16 protein-coding genes are annotated in these 17,199 nt (G+C 69.6%); 12 read left to right on the forward strand and 4 right to left on the reverse strand.

Annotated features, from left to right (window positions below):
• Positions 1-377: 377 nt before the first annotated feature.
• Together FV218_RS18030 and FV218_RS18035 are read left to right on the forward strand one after the other, a co-directional pair.
• Entirely contained in the window at positions 378-959 is a 582-nt protein-coding gene (locus tag FV218_RS18030; RefSeq protein ID WP_056090521.1) for a glutathione peroxidase, read from the forward strand.
• 1,455 nt (positions 960-2,414) lie between these two features.
• The gene (locus tag FV218_RS18035; protein WP_147710983.1) at positions 2,415-3,395 is read left to right on the forward strand and encodes an ImmA/IrrE family metallo-endopeptidase; all 981 of its coding nucleotides are present in this window, start codon (positions 2,415-2,417) and stop codon (positions 3,393-3,395) included.
• A 391-nt stretch (positions 3,396-3,786) separates the two neighbouring features.
• Here FV218_RS18035 and FV218_RS18040 read toward each other — a convergent pair whose 3' ends face one another.
• On the reverse strand, positions 3,787-4,008 hold the full coding sequence (locus tag FV218_RS18040) for a hypothetical protein (RefSeq protein ID WP_147710984.1): 222 nt from the start codon (positions 4,006-4,008) through the stop codon (positions 3,787-3,789).
• A gap of 133 nt (positions 4,009-4,141) precedes the next feature.
• On the opposite strand from FV218_RS18040, the gene FV218_RS18045 reads away from it, so the two are divergent.
• Positions 4,142-4,399 carry a hypothetical protein gene (locus FV218_RS18045; protein ID WP_246685170.1) on the forward strand — a complete coding sequence of 86 codons (258 nt, stop codon included), beginning with the start codon at positions 4,142-4,144 and terminating at the stop codon, positions 4,397-4,399.
• A gap of 208 nt (positions 4,400-4,607) precedes the next feature.
• A complete protein-coding gene (locus FV218_RS18050) occupies positions 4,608-6,065 on the forward strand; it encodes a phosphatase PAP2 family protein (protein ID WP_147710985.1) in 1,458 nt (485 codons plus the stop codon).
• An 11-nt stretch (positions 6,066-6,076) separates the two neighbouring features.
• On the opposite strand, the gene FV218_RS18055 is transcribed toward FV218_RS18050, so the two are convergent.
• Positions 6,077-6,823: a glucose 1-dehydrogenase gene (locus tag FV218_RS18055; protein ID WP_147710986.1), complete on the reverse strand. Its 747-nt coding sequence runs from the start codon at positions 6,821-6,823 to the stop codon at positions 6,077-6,079.
• Between the two features lie 107 nt (positions 6,824-6,930).
• Here FV218_RS18055 and FV218_RS18060 point away from each other — a divergent pair, with 107 nt between their 5' ends.
• The 4 genes from FV218_RS18060 (at position 6,931) to FV218_RS18075 (ending at position 9,966) form a co-directional block, all read left to right on the forward strand.
• Positions 6,931-7,284, forward strand: coding sequence for a helix-turn-helix domain-containing protein (locus FV218_RS18060; RefSeq protein WP_056091508.1), 354 nt, complete (start codon positions 6,931-6,933; stop codon positions 7,282-7,284).
• A 116-nt stretch (positions 7,285-7,400) separates the two neighbouring features.
• The gene (locus FV218_RS18065) at positions 7,401-7,640 is read left to right on the forward strand and encodes a hypothetical protein (RefSeq protein WP_056090534.1); all 240 of its coding nucleotides are present in this window, start codon (positions 7,401-7,403) and stop codon (positions 7,638-7,640) included.
• A gap of 106 nt (positions 7,641-7,746) precedes the next feature.
• Entirely contained in the window at positions 7,747-8,337 is a 591-nt protein-coding gene (locus FV218_RS18070) for a nitroreductase family protein (RefSeq protein ID WP_147710987.1), read from the forward strand.
• Between the two features lie 9 nt (positions 8,338-8,346).
• Entirely contained in the window at positions 8,347-9,966 is a 1,620-nt protein-coding gene (locus tag FV218_RS18075; RefSeq protein WP_147710988.1) for an AMP-binding protein, read from the forward strand.
• A 180-nt stretch (positions 9,967-10,146) separates the two neighbouring features.
• On the opposite strand, the gene FV218_RS18080 is transcribed toward FV218_RS18075, so the two are convergent.
• Positions 10,147-10,404, reverse strand: a complete 258-nt coding sequence (locus FV218_RS18080; RefSeq protein WP_147710989.1) for a hypothetical protein — start codon at positions 10,402-10,404, stop codon at positions 10,147-10,149.
• Positions 10,405-11,165: 761 nt separating this feature from the next.
• The gene (locus FV218_RS18085) at positions 11,166-11,585 is read right to left on the reverse strand and encodes a MarR family transcriptional regulator (RefSeq protein WP_244474976.1); all 420 of its coding nucleotides are present in this window, start codon (positions 11,583-11,585) and stop codon (positions 11,166-11,168) included.
• A 239-nt stretch (positions 11,586-11,824) separates the two neighbouring features.
• On the opposite strand from FV218_RS18085, the gene FV218_RS18090 reads away from it, so the two are divergent.
• The 4 genes from FV218_RS18090 to FV218_RS18105 all read left to right on the forward strand — a co-directional run.
• Positions 11,825-13,099: an amidohydrolase/deacetylase family metallohydrolase gene (locus tag FV218_RS18090; RefSeq protein WP_147710991.1), complete on the forward strand. Its 1,275-nt coding sequence runs from the start codon at positions 11,825-11,827 to the stop codon at positions 13,097-13,099.
• A 25-nt stretch (positions 13,100-13,124) separates the two neighbouring features.
• Entirely contained in the window at positions 13,125-13,991 is an 867-nt protein-coding gene (locus tag FV218_RS18095; protein WP_147710992.1) for an alpha/beta hydrolase, read from the forward strand.
• Positions 13,988-16,354, forward strand: coding sequence for a xanthine dehydrogenase family protein molybdopterin-binding subunit (locus tag FV218_RS18100; protein ID WP_147710993.1), 2,367 nt, complete (start codon positions 13,988-13,990; stop codon positions 16,352-16,354). Before FV218_RS18095 ends, FV218_RS18100 begins: the two co-directional genes overlap by 4 nt.
• The coding region (locus FV218_RS18105; RefSeq protein ID WP_147710994.1) for an FAD binding domain-containing protein at positions 16,351-17,199 on the forward strand (849 nt) is incomplete at its 3' end. The genes FV218_RS18100 and FV218_RS18105, both read left to right, overlap by 4 nt.

The following is a 17,199-nucleotide window of genomic DNA, read 5'->3' on the forward strand; positions in this document are numbered from 1 at the left end:
GGATCGGGGCCGTGCCGGGGGCGGTGGCCTCCGGCGCCTGGGCGAGGGCACTCAGGGTGCTCGCGGCGAGGAGGACGGTTCCGAGCAACAGGCTGCGCATGGGGGCTGGTCTTTCCGAGGGCGATGCGGGTGATGGCCGGTGGGGCCGTCTCGGACGCTCAAGCTCGGGACCGCCCGATGGTTCCCCCCCCGCCCCCGATGGCCTCGCCTTTGGCGCGGGTCCCGGCACTTGGCGAGTCACTTGGCGAGTCACTTGGCGAGTCATTTGGTGAGGCACCTGGGACGATCCGCGCGCGACAGGCCGGCCGTTTTCGCCCTAGATTCCGGACCGACCCTGCGCGGGGGCCCCGCGCCGCGCAGCGACCGGGAGTCCCGCCATGCCGTCATCCCCCGTTTTCGGCCCCCTGGGCCGCCGCCACGCCCTGATCCTCCTCGGCGCGGCCCTGGCCGGCGGCACGCGGAGCGCCTTCGCCGGCGAGACCCGGGCCGGCGCCTTCACCTTCGAAAAGCCCGAGGGCGGCGGCCTCGCCCTGGCGGACCTGGCCGGCAAGCCGATCCTCGTCGTGAACACCGCCACCGCCTGCGGCTATGCCGGGCAGTTCGTCGGGCTCCAGGGCCTGTGGACCCGGTTCGGCGCCCGCGGCCTCACGGTGATCGCCGTGCCGTCGCCGGATTTCGGCAACCAGGAGCCCCTGGACGGCGTCGCCATCGCGGAGGCCGCGCGCAAGAATCACGGCGTCACCTTCCCCATCGTCGGCAAGACCCACGTGAAGGGCCCCGCCGCCCACCCGTTCTACCGCTGGGCGGCGGCCGAAAAGCCCGGCGCGACGCCGGGCTGGAACTTCCACAAGTACCTCGTCGGCCGCGACGGCAGCCTCGTCGGCGCCTATCCACACAACACCGAACCCAACGATCCCCGCATCGTCACGGCCATCGCGGGGGAATTGCCGGGGGCGTAGGGCGCGGGGTCGCCCCGGCCGCGTCGGGGCGACCGGACTTCTGTTCTAGTGAAGGAAGCCTGATGCTTGGTACCTCGTTGGCCGCGTCCGAGTTGCGACCCCTTGCAGAAGTCGGGAGCGTCCGCTTGCGGGCTGCTCGGTGAGACAGGGACCAACAGCCGGGACGGGTGGAGTGCAGATGGTCCACTTCTGGACGGCAATGCATTTAAAGCGGACGTTGCTGCTGCGCCCGCTCACGACTCATTGCAAACCCTCTAGAAGGCTACTCCCGGGTTCTTCGTTGACATCGAGTCGATTGACCGAGACAAGTGGATTTCTACACTGTCCTTGTTCGGCCTACTCAGCAGGACATCGCTATGTGATTAGAAGCAGCTGAGTTTGATCGCCAAGCCGAACCCCCTCAGTTGTTGGATTGGCCAATCCCCGTCATGGATAATGAGCGCCAAAACGTGCTAGTTATAGCCAGCCTGTCGTTTGTTGAGATAGATGTCGTCATCTGAACCCGTGCCCCATCTGTATCGTGGATCACTCAAGCACAAATCGCGTCCATCGCGTGGACGAAAAGGCACGATTTGCCCGGAATGGACACACAGTGGACCGGCTGGGTCGCTAGGGAATGACCCGCATTCATTTGAGTGGCAGGGCACGCAAGCTGCGGCACTCTTCGATGAGGCGCTCGTCGATCCGGAAAGTATGAGACGGTTCGCGACCCGAAATGGTATCGCATTTGAGGCGAAGCCGACCGCAGATGGCACGTGGCAGGGGTTTCCGCTACCATGGGAAGATGTCCCGGCCTGGATGAAGGATGAGTGGCTCGATAGCGGCCGCGTGGTTGGCCGCGACGTTAAGCGCTACTACTCTCGACAGCCGAAGGATATTCGCTGGCCGTTGGACACCGATGATGAGTGAGTTTCAGAGTTTCGGCACCCCGGACCGATTCGAAATCAGCTTGAGGTGGAGGAGCGATTTCGAAAAGCGTTCCCGGCGACCAGCCGACTATGGTTGGTCAGTTGGCGATCTTCGTATCATCGTTGCAGGCCAAAATCTGACGAAGAATTTCCGCGGGGTAGCCTCGCAATCATTTGCTAGCTGGTATCTCTTTCCAATCGCCGAATGGCTGGCGGAAAATTGGATAATTCTGCTGCATCAAGAGGAGTTTTCTTGGCGCGAGCGGAGCGCTGCCCCAGCAGCACTCGCTACAAATCGACGTCTTGATAAGCTAATCGATTCTAGAGATGCGTTTAGTCGCGGAGAGTATGCTGAGGCGCAAGCTTGGCGCAAGGCACACGCTATCCGGTCTGCTGCAAATGGGGGGGCATACCAGACTTATTCTTCAGGCGTTATTTGGATAATATCGAATTATCTTGGACAGCTGCGGACCCTCCATTTGCGCCTGAGGGGCTTCGGTTCGTCGCTGAGCCAGGCGTGGCATATCTGCCAGTGCAGGATGTCGCCGTGCCGCTCTGGAACGCGCTGCATTGGGTTGTAAGCGCAGGAGTGGAAAGACTTAGCGATGAGCGAGATGCGGCGTCACTTGAACGGTTAGAATTACGCCTTCAATCTATTGAGCGAGCGACAGTGCTCGACCTGGCTTCGGCAAGGATTGGCCGTGACCTGGCGAGGGCTGCGAAATCGGCATTTGAGGCCGGTGGCATAGGCGAAATGTTTTTTGCCGAGTGTGCACCTGGCGCACCTGCGGCTGCCCTGTTTTCTCCGGCAGTTGCGATGTTTGGAGGTCTCGCGCCAAATCTTACTTCAAACGACGTTGCGGCAGTGACAAACGTCGTCATGTCAGCTGCCGCCTCTGCGACTGAGGGAGATGCCTTATTGGAATTCGTTAATGACTGCGGGGGAGCTCCGCTTCGTTCACCTTTTCTAGAAGGCCAGGATCTCGCTGCCGCCTTTTTCGATCTTGGGACCATCGACAGATTTGTGCAAGATTTCGTTGATATAGAAGGATTTTTGATAGATTTTGGCGTATCTATACAGAGAATTTCACTTGATACTCATGAAATTCGAGGTATTGCGCTGGCTGGCAGCGGACTTAGATCAACAATTGTTATTAACTCGTCCAGCATTTACAATGAAGGTCATCAAGGCGAAAGGTTCACGCTTGCGCACGAGTTGGCGCATCTGCTTCACGACCGTTCCTTGGCAATCAGTGTCGGAATGGCGAGCGGCCCATGGGCACCTCGTGGCGTTGAGAAGCGTGCGAATGCGTTCGCCGCAATGTTTCTCATGCCTCGCTTTCTAGTTCTAAGAGCGTTCGGCAGCGCAAACTCGTTTAATCAACCAAGCGATGTGAATGCTGCGGCTGAACAGCTGCGTGTGAGCTTTTCAGCCCTTGTCGAGCATCTGGCAAATTTAGAACTAATCACCGATTACGATCGAGATTTGCTACGAAGGCGGGTGGAGAGACAAAATATTTCACATTAAAGAATTATTCTAGTAAGCGCGGCTGCTCGCGGATTTGTATGATGCTCAGCGATAAAATTAAGTCGAAGCGAATTTGCAGATAAATGAGAACTCTTTTCGCAGTTATTAATTTAAATTCAAATCTGATTGTATACAAATACTGTACGAGTCGCTTGGATAAGCTGGGCTTATAACGGAACGTCTGCTTCGGGGTAGATAGCTTTGGTTCGCTAGCCACCCCAAGCCGAAGTTCCCCGATGGCAGACCAATGGCCGCTTTCGGGAAGCGCCCATGGCCCTCAGGGCGACCGAGTTGGGTCGTCGGGGGAACGTCCGCTTCAGGGCGAAGGGGGTAGGGTCCGCTCCCCACTCATCTCGGACACTGTAGGAGGGCATCCGTCCGGTTTTCACCCCTACCGATTCGGGATGTCGCGCGGCGGCCGGAGCGCCTCGCCGACGGCGCGGTCCCGGCGCGGCCGGGGCCGGTCGGCCTCGGGCGGGCGTGAGGGGTAGTTGGAGGCGAACGGATTCGGCGGCACGCCGTCCGGCGCGCGCGGGCGGCCCTGCGCCCCGGCCGGGGCGGCGGCCGGGATCGCGAGCACGAGGCTGAGGACCGTGAGGGCGGGCAGGCGCATGGGGACCTCGGGGGGACTTCGGAGAAGACTTCAGGGCACGGGGTTCGGAGCCCGTCTGAATGACTCTTGGAGCCCATAGCCCGGCCGCCCATATGGGGCGAGGCCCCGAGGGGCATGGCACGGGAGACGCGGCATGAACTCTCTAACCTCGGCCCCCCAGACCCTGGAGCCCCACACCTTCGAGCAGGATACGGTCACCTACGAGGTCCGGTTCACCCGCAGCCCCGAGGCCTGGATCGCCCGGATCCGCCGCGCCGGCGAGGCGACGGCGCAACTCGTCGCCTTCCCGCACGGGCGCGGCTACGACGCCGACGATGTCCGCGCCTCCCTCATCGCCGGCTGCGAGGCGGCGGTGCCGACCCTGCCCTGGGCCGGCGTGACCCGGCACTGAGGAAGACCCCGGCCCGGAGGGGGGAAACGCCGGATTCCGGGCCTGCACGTCACACGGTCGTCGCCGCGATCCGATGGTGATCGGATCGGGCCCCGGCCCGGGGCACGCCGGACATTCGGACGGGATGCCCTCGCGGGGCGGCGATTCCGCCCTGGACGCGGCACCGGGCCTCCGGTCTTGAATGGCCGGGCACAGGGGGAGGGACGTCATGTCGAGGACGCTGAAGGGCCTGAGGACGCTTGCGAGGTCGAAGACGGGCGGGTCCGGGGCGCTCGCCCTCTGCCTGCTCCTGGCCCCGCTGCCCGCCGTCGCCCAGTCGGCCACCAACCTGAAGGCCCTGCGCGGCCTCGCGCCCGTCGGCACCCTCGCCGCCAGCCCGGAGGGGCGTGCGGCCCTCGACGCGAACCTCGCCGTCACGGGCGACATCCAGTCCGGCGCGGCCGGGCCGCCGCTCCTGCTGCCCCTCGCCGAGCAGCGCCAACTCGCCCTGCGCGACGCCTTCATCACCGACGGCAACGCGACGGAGCTCGCCGACGGCCTCGGCAGCACCTTGGGCGGTCTCTACCAGGCCGGGGCGCGCTACGCCGACCCGGAGACCTTCACCAACGTGGCGCCGTCCGTCGCCGACCTCCTCGGCTACACCAACAACGTCGCCAAGTCGGATTCCAACGCGGGCAAGTACTTCTTCGCCAATGCCACCACCAACGGCAAGGCGCCCGTCTCGGACGCCGCGGCGGCCATCCTGACGGACAGCGGCGGCGTCACCGACGCGTTCGGGCGGGCCTACGGGCGCCGGGCCGGGAGCCAGGGGGCCGACGCCTTCGGCAATGCGCGCCCGTTCCAGACCCTGCCGCAGCTGTTCGCCTATCGCGGGCCCGACTATTTCGGCCGCCCCTCCCACTCCCTGGACTGGCTGCACGGGCCGAACCAGAACCTGACCGACAGCCCGTCCTACCCGAGCGGGCATACCACCTACGGCTACACCGAGTCCGTGGTGCTCGGCATCCTGGTGCCGGAGCGCTACCAGCAGATGATCGCCCGCGCCGCCGAGTACGGCAACAACCGCATCCTCGTGGGCGCGCACTACGCCATGGACGTCCTCGGCGGCCGCGCCGTGGCCCTGCACGCGGTGGCGCATCTGCTGGCCAACGATCCCGCCTATGTCGGCCAGGTCCGCCGCAATCCGGCGGTGGTCGACGAGATGAGCCGCGCCACCAACGCGGCGGTGGCCGTCCCCGACTACCGGGCGGCCCTCGGCGCCGCCCGCGCCGACCTCGCCGCCTTCCTGCGGGATGGCTGCGGCGGCGGGATCGCGGCCTGCGCCGGAGCCGATACCGGGCGCTTCCGCGATCCGGCGGCCAATGCGGCCCTCTATGCCGCCACGCAGACCTACGGGCTCCCCGTCGTCCATCCGCGGACCGCCGGCACGTCCGAGGATGTCGGTCGCCTCGCCCCGGAGGCGGGCCACCTGCTCACCGCCGCGTTTCCGGCGCTCAGCCTCGACGAGGCCAACGCGATCCTGACGGAGACGCAGGGGCCCGGCGGCGGCTTCCTCGACGACGGCTCGGAATTCGGCGTGTATGCCCGCCTGAACCTCTACGCGGCGGCCGGGAAGGCGGCGGAGGCGGCGCGCGCCAAGCCGGCGCCGCCCCGGCCCGCGCCCTGAGGCGCCGCGCGTCAGCGGATGCCGCCGCTCGCCGTGATCACCTCGCCGGTGAGCCAGCCGGCTTCGTCGGAGGCGAGGAAGGCGACCACCCCGGCGATGTCGTCGGGCTGGCCGGCACGGCCGAGGGGCGTCTGCGCGACCAAACCGGCTTCCATGTCCGAGCCGACGACGCCGGCGGTGTGCGTCCCCTCGGTGACCACGAAGCCGGGGCTGACGACGTTGACGCGGATCTTGCGGGGGGCCAGCTCGTTGGCGAGGACGCCCGAAATCGCGTTCACGGCGCCCTTGGTCCCGGCATAGGCCGCCGCCGTCGGCGTGTGCACGTGGGTGATGGCCGACGAGATGTTGATGACGCTCCCGCCTTCCCCGAGGTGCTTCGCGGCCGCCTGGGTCGTCAGCAGGACGCCGAGCACGTTGACGTCGAAGAGGCGGCGGTAATGCGCCTCGGTGATCTCCTCGATCGCGGCGAATTCGTAGACACCGGAATTGTTGACCAGCACGTCGAGGCGGCCGAACCGCTCCACCGCCGCCGCGATCAGGCCCTGCGCCTCGGCCGCCTTGGACACGTCGCCCCGGACCGCGATGGCCCGGCCGCCGGCGGCGGTGATGGACGCGACGACGGCGTCGGCCCCCGTCTTGCTCGACGCGTAGTTGACCACGACGGCCGCACCCTCCTTCGCCAGGGTCCTGGCGATGGCCGCCCCGATCCCCTTCGACGCGCCCGTCACCACGGCGACCTTGCCTTCGAGCTTCGACATGTGCGCAAACCTTCGACATGGGCGGGCCCCGGGACGGTCGCCTGATTCCCATAGTTCGAGAGTTCGGAACTATGGAAGCGCGGATCAAGCCCCGAGATGAAGAAATCATGAGGCCCCTGTTCCACCCCGCCATCGAGGACGTCCGGCCCGAGGCGATTCTGCACGCCCTGTCGGACCCGAACCGCGCGGCGATCTTCGCCCGCATCATGCGCGCGGGCTGCGTCGAGGCCTGCTCGGCGGTGTCCGCCCTCGGCGATCGGGTGATTCCGAAATCGTCCCTGTCGAACCACTTCAAGGTGCTGCGCGACGCCGGCTTGATCCGCAGCGAGCGCCGCGGCGTCGAGATGCGGAATCATTCGCGCTGGATCGAGGTGGAGGCCCGGTTTCCCGGCCTGCTGGCGGCCATCGTCACGGCCTACGCGGCGGATGGCGGCGAGGCCGACCGCCCGCCGGGCCCGTAGTGCCGGAGCGGCGAGGGCGGGGTCCGAGGGCCGATCGGGACGCCGCGGCGGCGGGCACCCACGGAACCTCCCGCCCTCCGCGCCGGTTCGCCCCCGACAGCACGAGGACCAACCCCATGTCGGACGTCACCTATCGCATCGTCGAGCACGACGGCGGCTACGCCTACAAGGTCGGCGACGTGTTCTCCGAAACTTTCCCGAGCCACGACGAGGCGCTCCAGGCGGCCCAGGCGGCGGCGGCCGAGCAGCAGGTGCCGGGCTCCACGGAGGGCATCCGCTACCAGGACGGCCAGGGCGCCTGGCACGACGAGACGGCGCAGGGCAACGACCGCCCCGTCGCCAAGGTCGTCGAGTAGGACCCGAACGGTCGTCGCTGAGGACCAAGGGCCGGGGGGCCGGGATTTGCACCCGGCCCCCATCCAGTGCAAGGCGAAACGGCGCCCCCCGCCCCGGAGTTTCGCCGTGAATCCGCGTCAGCCCGACCACGCCATCGATCCCCTGTTCACCGAGCGCTGGTCGCCCCGCGCCTTCACCGGCGAGGCGGTGCCGGAATCCGAATTGCTCAGGATGTTCGAGGCCGCGCGCTGGGCGCCGTCCTCCTACAATTCCCAGCCGTGGCGCTTCCTCTACGCCCTGCGCGACACGCCCCACTGGGCGCCGTTCCTCGACCTCCTCGTGCCCGGCAACCGGACATGGGCCCAGGATGCCGGCGCGCTGGTGATCCTCGTGTCGAACACGCACATGAAGGTCGGCGACGTCCTGAAACCCACGCCGAGCCATTCCCTGGACACCGGCGCGGCCTCGGCCAACTTCCAGCTCCAGGCCATCCGCCAGGGCTGGCACGTCCACGGCATGGGCGGGTTCGACAAGCCCCGCGCCGCGACCCTGCTGGCCGTGCCGGACGGCAACCACGTGGAGGCCGCCTACGCCGTCGGCCGCGCCACCCCGCGCGATCAGCTGAGCGGGGAGCAGCGCGAGAAGGAGGTGCCGAACGGGCGCCGCCCCATCACCGACTTCATCCATGCCGGCGGCTTCCCGGGCCACAAGCTCTAGGACGCGACGGTGCTGGCGCCCGCCTCCGACCCCGCCGGCCTCGGCGCCGGTTTCGCCTGGGACATCCCCGCCCGGACCAACATGGGCGTGGAGGTCTGCGACGTCTGGGCCGCGCGCGAACCCGACCGCGCCGCGATCCTCGAGGTCACGGCGGCGGGGGTCGCCGCCACCAGCTTCGGCACCCTGAAGGCCGAGTCCGACCGCCTCGCGGCGGCCCTGCGCGCGCGCGGCGTGGGGCCCGGCGACCGGGTGGCGGTGCTGCTGCCGCAATCGGCCGCCGTGGTGGTGGCGCACGCCGCCGCCTACAAGCTCGGCGCCATCGCACTGCCGCTGGCCGGCCTGTTCGGCCCCGAGGCCCTGGCCTACCGCCTCGCCGATTCCGGCGCCCGCGCGCTGGTCACCGACGCCGCCGGCCTCGCCAAGGTCGCGCCCCTGCGGGCCGGATTGCCGGCCCTCGACCTCGTGGTGAACCGCGACGGCGCGGGCGAGGGGGCGCTGGCCTACGCCGACCTGCTGGCGGGCGCATCCGACGAAAGCGTCACCCCCGTCGAGACCGGGCCCGACGACCCGGCCCTGATGATCTACACCTCCGGCACCACCGGCCTCGCCAAGGGCGCGCTCCACGGCCACCGGGTGCTCCTCGGCCACATGCCGGGCTTCCTGATGATGCACGATTTCCCGCCCCGGCCCGGCGACCGCATGTGGACGCCGTCCGACTGGGCCTGGGCCGGCGGCCTCCTCAACGCGACCCTGCCGGCCCTGCGCCTCGGCGTGCCCGTGGTGGCGCAGCCGGCGGCGCGGTTCGAGCCCGAGGCCGCGTTCCGGCTCATGGCCGAGCAGGCCGTCACGGTGGCGTTCCTGCCGCCGACCGCGCTGCGGATGCTGCGCACGGTGCCGGACCCGCGCGGCCGCTTCGACCTCACGAAACTCCGCAACATCGCCTCGGCCGGCGAGGCCCTGGGGACGGAGACCTTCGAATGGGCGAAGGCCGAACTCGGCCTCACCATCGGCGAGGCCTATGGCCAGACCGAGTGCAACCTCGTGCTCGCCGCCTGCCCCTCCGCCGGCATCGCCCGGGCCGGCTCCACCGGGCGGCCCGTGCCCGGCCACCGGGTGATGATCCAGCGCCCCGACGGCACCGAGACCGACGCCGACGAGCCCGGCGAGATCGTGGTCGCCCGCCCCGACCCGGTGATGTTCCTGAGGTACTGGAACCAGCCCGAGGCGACGGAAAAAAAGTTCCGCGGCGACTGGATGTGCACCGGCGACACGGCGCGCCGCGACGCCGACGGCTACGTCCACTTCGTCGGCCGCGACGACGACCTCATCACCTCGGCGGCCTACCGCATCGGCCCCACCGAGATCGAGGATTGCCTCGGGCGCCACCCCGCCGTCGCCCTGGCGGCGGCGGTGGGCCGGCCGGATCCCCTGCGCACGGAGATCGTGAAGGCCTACGTGGTCCTGCGCGACGGTTTCACCGCGTCCGACGCCCTGGCGGCCGAGATCCAGGCCTTCGTCCGCACCCGGCTCTCGGCCCACGAGTATCCGCGCGTGCTGGTGTTTCGCGATCACCTGCCGATGACGACTTCGGGCAAGATCATCCGTCGGCAGCTGCGCGACGAGGCCTGACCCGCGCGCGAAAACGGCCGCGGGTCTCCCCGCGGCCGTCCGGTGTCTTGTCGTGTGTGTCGCGCCAGACGACGATGCGGCGAACGCAGCGTCGTCTGCCCGCGCGACCGCGCGGCGGCGGGCGTCCGCCGAACGCCCTGATCCCGGCCATGGGCCGGGATCAGGGCCGCTTGGCAAAAATCAGCAGGCCGAGCCGCCGGCGGTCTGGCCGTACTGCATCACCGGGCGGGTCTGCTGGTTGGCGTTGCCGTCGGCGGCCGAGCTCGCCGGGCAGCCGAGATAGGTCGGGCCGCGCTCGTCGACAACCGTGTCCGTGGCCTCGATGCCGTAGGGGGCGTAGGACATGAAGCGCGACGGTCCGTCATAGGCCAAAGCCGGCGTCACGGTAGCGGCACCCAGGGCACATGCGGCAACGAGGGCGGACAGGCGCGTCTTCATTTGATGTCTTGGCTCCTTATTCAGAACAGACCCGATGTCCGTCCCGATTGTACTTGCTCAACCGGCTCAAGGGGGTCCGGTTCCGGCACCGTGTGCTGGAGCGCACATGGGCGGGGGCGGCCTGTGCGGTCGTCTGAAAGACAGTCTTCATGGGATGTCCGGTTCGTCGGTTCGCCCTGCGAGCGATGGACTTCGCCCGGACGCCGCGCTGGCTTGCCGCGACGACTTCGGGTTGATCCGTTCGAGTCGTCTTGCCGAGGACTGGAAAACGCGCTGACGCGCGGGTCTTCGTTCTTGGAAAGGCTTCCGGATTCACACATTTCGTGGGCGGCGCGGGTCCCCTCTCCTTCCAGGCTATAGGATTCACACAACTGCGAATGGGCCGATTTCGTGCAGCGGCAGGCATCCGGACGGGGGCGGGAGGCGCACCGGGGCTCCCTCTCCTGAAAGGAGAGGGTTGGGGTGAGGTGTGCGAACTCTCCGAATAAGTCCCACACCTCACCCTGTCCCTCTCCTTCCAGGAGAGGGGACCTGCGCTGCCCGCGAGATGTGTGAATGTCGTCGCCCAAACAGGAGAGGGGCCCGTCGCGGTTCATCTGCAATCGCCCTGCCTTCCAAGAAAGGGAGCATCGGAGCGACCGCTCGCCCCGAAATGATCGAGCGAATACGGCCTTAGGAAATCACGCGTCTCGCAGAGAAACGGCATTCCTGATCTTTGCGACAAACCCGGAAACATCGCTGCGCACACCTCATGCGCCGCATCACACCATCCCGTCGCCCGCGTCCCGCCTTTGGCCGTGGGCCGCCGTGACCTTCTTCATGAGGTGGATGAGGGTGGCCTGCTCGGCGGGTGAGAGCGGCGCCAGCGTCAGGGCGTGGGCCTGCCGGGCCGCGCCCTCCATCCGCAGCAGCAGGGCGCAGCCCTCGGGGGTGAGGCGGCAATGCTGCGCGCGCCGATCGGCCGGGGACGGCGACCGCTCGACGAGGCCGCGCGCCTGCAGGCGCTTGAGGGCGCCCGTCGTCGTCGTGCGGTCCAGGGCGACCGCAAGGGCCAGGGTGGTCTGATCGGCCCCGTCGCGGGCCCGGAGCAGGGACAGCAGGCTGTATTGCAGGGGCGTGACGCGGAAGGCGCCACACAGCTCCGAAAACAGGCTGACATGGATCTGATGCAGGCGCCGCATCAGGAATCCGGGGCGCTCGGCCAGGGGCCACGGCGCCGGACCGTCCGCCCCGTTTGCCCCGGCGTCCCCGCGCAGCCTCGCTCCGCCCTCGTCCATGCCCGTCCCTCCCCGTGCCGCGCCACGGGACCCTCCGTGGCACGCCGCATGCTTTGGCTGAATGCGAAGCATACTTCGCATTTCGGCGGTCCCGCCAGGGCCGTCGCAGCGATCGCGCCGGAGCGCGAGGGGAAAGACACGGAATGGATATCGCACGCTACGACATGCTGCTGCGCGGCGGGCGCGTCATCTGCCCGGTTTCCGGCATCGACGGCCTCAAGGACGTCGCCATCCGCGACGGGCGGATCGCGGCGGTGGCGGACAGCCTCGTTCCCTCCGCCGACACTGAGGTGGTGAACGTCGCCGGCAAGCTCGTCCTGCCGGGGATGATCGACACCCACGGCCACGTCTACCAGTACGTCACCGGCCGGTTCGGCCTGCCGCCCGACATGGTCGGCGTGCGCTCGGGCGTGACCACGGTGATCGACCAGGGCGGCGCGTCCTGCATGACCCTGCCGGGCTTCCGCCACTTCGTCGCCGAGACGGCCGAGACCCGGATCTACGCCTTCCTGTCCGCCTACCTCGTCGGCGGCCTCGAAGGCCACTTCTACCCGAACCTCTACAGCCCCGAGGGCGTCGACATCGAGGCCACGGTGAAGTCGGCGGTGGAGAACCGCGACCTCGTGCGCGGCATCAAGGGCCATGCCGAGATCGGCGGCTTCGCCCGCTGGGGCATCCGGGTCATGGAGATGGCGGCCGAGATCAGCCGCAGCGCCGACCTGCCCCTCTACGTCCATTTCGGCCAGCTCTGGGGCCTGCCCGAGAGCGGCGCCAACGGCGAGGACGCCAACACCATCATGGAGCGGGTGATCCCGCTCCTGCGCCCCGGGGATTTCCTGGCCCACCCGTTCACCCGGCATCCGGGCGGCTTCATCAACGAGGCGGGCGTGGTCCACCCGATCATCCGGGCGGCCATGGATGCCGGCCTCCGGGTCGATGTCGGGCACGGCAGCCACTTCTCCTACCGGGTCGCCCGCGCCTCCCTGCCGGCCGGCGTCATGCCCTACACCCTCGGCGCCGACATGCACGGCTACAACACCGAGGTGCCGCGGCCCTCCGGCACGCCGGACGAGCACCACGACGACGAGAACCACCCCTTCCTCGGCCAGGCCCGCTTCAGCCTGACCCAGGCCATGAGCTCGATGATGGCCCTCGGCCTCAGCCTCGAACAGGTGGTGCCCATGGTGACGAAGCATCCCGCCGAGATGCTCGGCCTGTCCGACCGCATCGGCGCCCTGACGCCGGGCTTTTCCGCCGACGTCTCGGTGCTCCACGACCATCGCGGCCGCTTCCTCCTGCGCGACAACGAGGACACGCAGGTCATCGCCCAGCGCCTGCTCCAGCCGGCCTTCTGCCTGCGCGCCGGCAAGCGCTTCGACGCCGACTCGCCGATCCTGCCCAGCGCCATCGCGGCCTGAACCGGACTTCGAAGGAGACGACCCCATGGGTGCCGATCCGTCCCCGCTGCCGCCCGATCCGAGGCGCGACTGGTCCCGCCTCGACGCGGCGGCGCGCGACGCCGCCTACGACAACAACGCGGCGGTGCCCGATGCCGCCGCCCAGGCGGCGGCCCGCAACGCCGCCTCCGCCGCCTATCGGGCCGCCCATGCGGGCGCCCTCGACATCCCCTACGGCGACGCGCCCGGGACCGCCCTCGACCTCTACCCGGCGAAAAGCCCGGCGGCGCCCTGCCTCGTCTTCATCCACGGCGGCTACTGGCAGCGCAATTCCCGCGACCTGTTCGCGTGCTTTGCGCAAGGCCCCGCCGCCGCCGGCTGGTCCGTGGCCATGCCGGGCCACACCCTGGCGCCGGAAGCGAGCCTGACCCGGATCGTTGACGAGATCGGCCGGGCCCTCGACTGGCTCGCGGCGCACGGGCCGGCCCACGGCATCGCCGGTCCCCTGGTGCTGGCCGGCTGGTCGGCGGGGGCGCATCTCGCGGCGATGCAGTTGGCACACCCGGCCGTGACGGCGGGGCTCGCCATCTCGGGCGTCTACGAGCTCGGGCCCATCCGCGACACCGGGCTGAACCGGGCCCTGTCCCTCACGGACGCGGAGGTCGCCGGCCTCTCCCCCCTGCGCCTGCCGGTGGTGGGGAAGCCCCTCGCCATCGCCTACGGCACCGCCGAGCGGCCGGCCCTCGTCCACGACGCCCGTGCCTTCCACGCCCTGCGCAGCGCCCGTCACGCGCCGGGCCCGCTGATTCCGATCGCGGGGGCCGAGCATTTTTCCATTCTGAACGACCTGCGTCGTCCCGGCGGCGCGCTCGTGCGGGCCGCCATCGATCTCATCGAGGGGAAACAGGCATGAGCGACGCGATCCCGCTCACCGAGGGCGTCGGCGCCCGCTTGCCGCGCAAGGAGGACGACCGCCTCATGCGCGGCCGCGGCCAGTATGTCGGCGACCTGCGCCTGCCGGGCCTGCAGGACGTCGCCTTCGTCCGCAGTCCCCTGGCCCATGCCCGCATCCGGGCGATCCATGTTCCCGACGCCTACCGCGATCGGGTCTTCACCGCCGCCGACCTGACCGACGTGCAGCCGATCCGGGCGGTCTCGGGGCTTCCCGGCTTCAAGGTCTCCGAGCAGCCGGTCCTCGCCCGCGACAAGGTCCGGCAGGTCGGCGAGCTCCTGGCCATCTGCCTCGCGCCGACGCGGGCGCAAGCCGAGGACATCGCCGCCGCCATCGTCCTCGACCTCGAAGAGCTGCCGGCCGTCCACTGCATGCTCGCCGCCCGCGAGCCCGGCTCCGCCCTGGTCCACGAGCACTGGGGCGACAACGTCTTCCTCGAGACGCTGGTCGACGTGAACTTTTCCGCCGCCCTCGACGCCCCCATCAAGGTCTCGCGCACCATCTCCACGGGCCGGCAATGCATGGCCCCCATCGAGGGCCGGGGCACCGTGGTCCATCTCGACCACCGCATGGACCAGCTCGTGGTCCACACGGCGAGCCAGATGCCGCACATCGTGCGCAACGGCCTCTCGGAATGCCTCGGGATCGAGCAGGGCCGCCTGCGCATCGTCTCGCCCGATGTCGGCGGCGGCTTCGGCTACAAGGCGATCCTGCTCCCCGAGGACGTCTGCCTCGCCTGGCTGGCCCTCCGCGTCGGCCACCCCGTGCGCTGGCTCGAGGACCGCCGCGAGCACCTCACCGCCAACGCCAATTGCCGCGAGCACCATTACCGCATCACCGCCTATGCCGAGCGCGACGGCACCCTCCGGGGGATCGACTGCGAGGCCACCGTCGATTCCGGCGCCTACTCGGCCTACCCGTTCTCCGCCTGCCTGGAGGCGGCGCAGGTGGCGAGCATCCTGCCCGGCCCCTACGACTTTCCGGCCTATCGCTGCCGGACCTGGTCGGTGGCCACCAACAAGTGCCCGATCCTGCCCTATCGCGGGGTCGCCCGCACCGGCGTGTGCTTCGCCATGGAGCTCATCCTCGACGCCGTCGCGGCCGAGGCGGGCCTCGAGCCCTGGACCGTGCGCGAAAGAAACCTCGTGCGCGCCGACCAGATGCCGTTCGACAACATCACCGCAAAGCACTTCGACAGCGGCGACTATCCGCAGGCCCTGGCCCGCGTCCTGAAGGCCATCGACGTCGACGCCGTGCGCAAGCGCCAGCAGGCCGGCGAGGCGGACGGGCGCCGCATCGGCCTCGGCCTGTCGATCTACTGCGAGCAGGCGGCGCACGGCACCTCGGTCTATTCCGGCTGGGGCATTCCCATGGTGCCGGGCCACGAGCAGGCGGGTGCGCGCCTCACCCCCGATGGCGGCCTCGAACTCCGCATCGGCGCCCACTCGCACGGGCAGGGCCTGGAGACGACCCTGGCACAGGTGGCCCACGAGATCCTCGGCGTGCCGGTGGCGCGCACCCGCCTCGTCCACGGCGACACCGCCATGACGCCCTATTCCACCGGCTCCTGGGGCTCCCGCGTCATGGTGATGGCCGGCGGCGCCGTGGCGGCGGCCTGCCGCGAGCTCGGCGACCGGGCCCTGCGCATCGGCGCCCACCTGCTCCAGGCCGATCCGGCCGCCTGCCGGTTCGAGGCCGGCCGCGTGGTCGGTCCCTCGGGCGACGTCACCCTCGCGCAGATCGCCCACACCTGGTACCGGCGCCCGCAGGACCTCGCCCTCGACGTGAATCCCGGCGGCCTCGAAGTCACCGCCGGCTACAAGCCGCAACGCGATTCCGGCACCTTCTCCTACGCGGCCCACGCGGCCGTCGTCGCCGTCGACCCCGACCTCGGGGCGGTGGAGATCCTCGATTACTGCATCGTCGAGGATGGCGGCACCCTGGTGAACCCCCTGGTGGTGGACGGCCAGATCTATGGCGGCCTCGCCCAGGGCATCGGCACCGCCCTCTACGAGGAGGTGCGGTTCGACGGCCGCGGCCAGCCCCTGGCCTCGACCTTCGCCGACTACCTCCTGCCGGGACCGGCCGAGGTGCCCGAACCCCGCATCGACCACATGGCGACGCCCTCGCCCTACACGCAGTTCGGCGTGAAGGGCATCGGCGAGGGCGGGGCCATCGCGCCCCCGGCGGCTTTGGCCAACGCCATCAACGACGCCCTGCGGCCGCTCGGCGTCGCGATGCTGCATTCGCCCGTGAGCCAGCACCGCATCGTCGCGGCGGTGCTCGCCGCCCGCGACGCCGCCACCGCGCGGGAGGCCGCATGAAACCCGCCCGGTTCGCCTACGAGCGCCCCGCCGACCTCGCCGCCCTCCTCGACCGGCTGGCCTCGGCGGAGGGCAGCGTGAAGCTCATGGCCGGGGGCCAATCCCTCGGCCCGATGCTCAACCTGCGCCTCGTCGAGCCCGACCTCGTCCTCGACATCACCGGCATCCCCGAACTGCGCCGGGCGGCGATCGAGGGCGACACCCTGGTGCTCGGCGCCTGCGTCACCCACGCCGACATCGAGGACGGGCGGGTGCCCGACCTCACCGGCGGCGCCCTGGCCCGCGTCGCCGCGGCCATCGCCTACCGGCCCGTGCGCAACCGCGGCACCCTCGGCGGCTCCCTTGTCCATGCCGATCCCGCCGCCGACTGGGTGACGTCCCTCATCGCCCTCGGGGCCGAGGTCGAGCTGGCCGCGCGCACCGGCCGCCGCCGCCTGCCCGTGGACGCCTTCGTCACCGGCGCCCTCGACGTGGCCCTGGCCCCCGGCGAGATGCTGGTCTCCGTGCGGATTCCGGCGCTGCCCCCCGGCACCGCCTGGGGCTACGTCAAGCACTGCGCCAAGATCGGCGAGTTCGCCCACGCCATCGGCGCCGTGCGGATCGAGCCTGCGACGGGCCGCGCCCGCGTGGTCATCGGCGCCATCGAGCGCGCCCCCCTCGTGGTCGCCGAGGCCGCCCGCCTGTTCGGCGGCCGGATCGGACCCGACTTCGCCGAGCGGTTCGATCCGGCCGCCGCCGACGGGGTCCTGCGCGAGGCCGGGATGACCGACGCCGTCGACCGCCACGTCCACGTCACCATCCTCGCCCGGGCCGTCGCCCAGGCGGCGCGACCCGCCCCCTCGACC

Origin of the sequence: Methylobacterium sp. WL69, from assembly GCF_008039485.1 — a bacterium.
GTDB lineage: Bacteria > Pseudomonadota > Alphaproteobacteria > Rhizobiales > Beijerinckiaceae > Methylobacterium.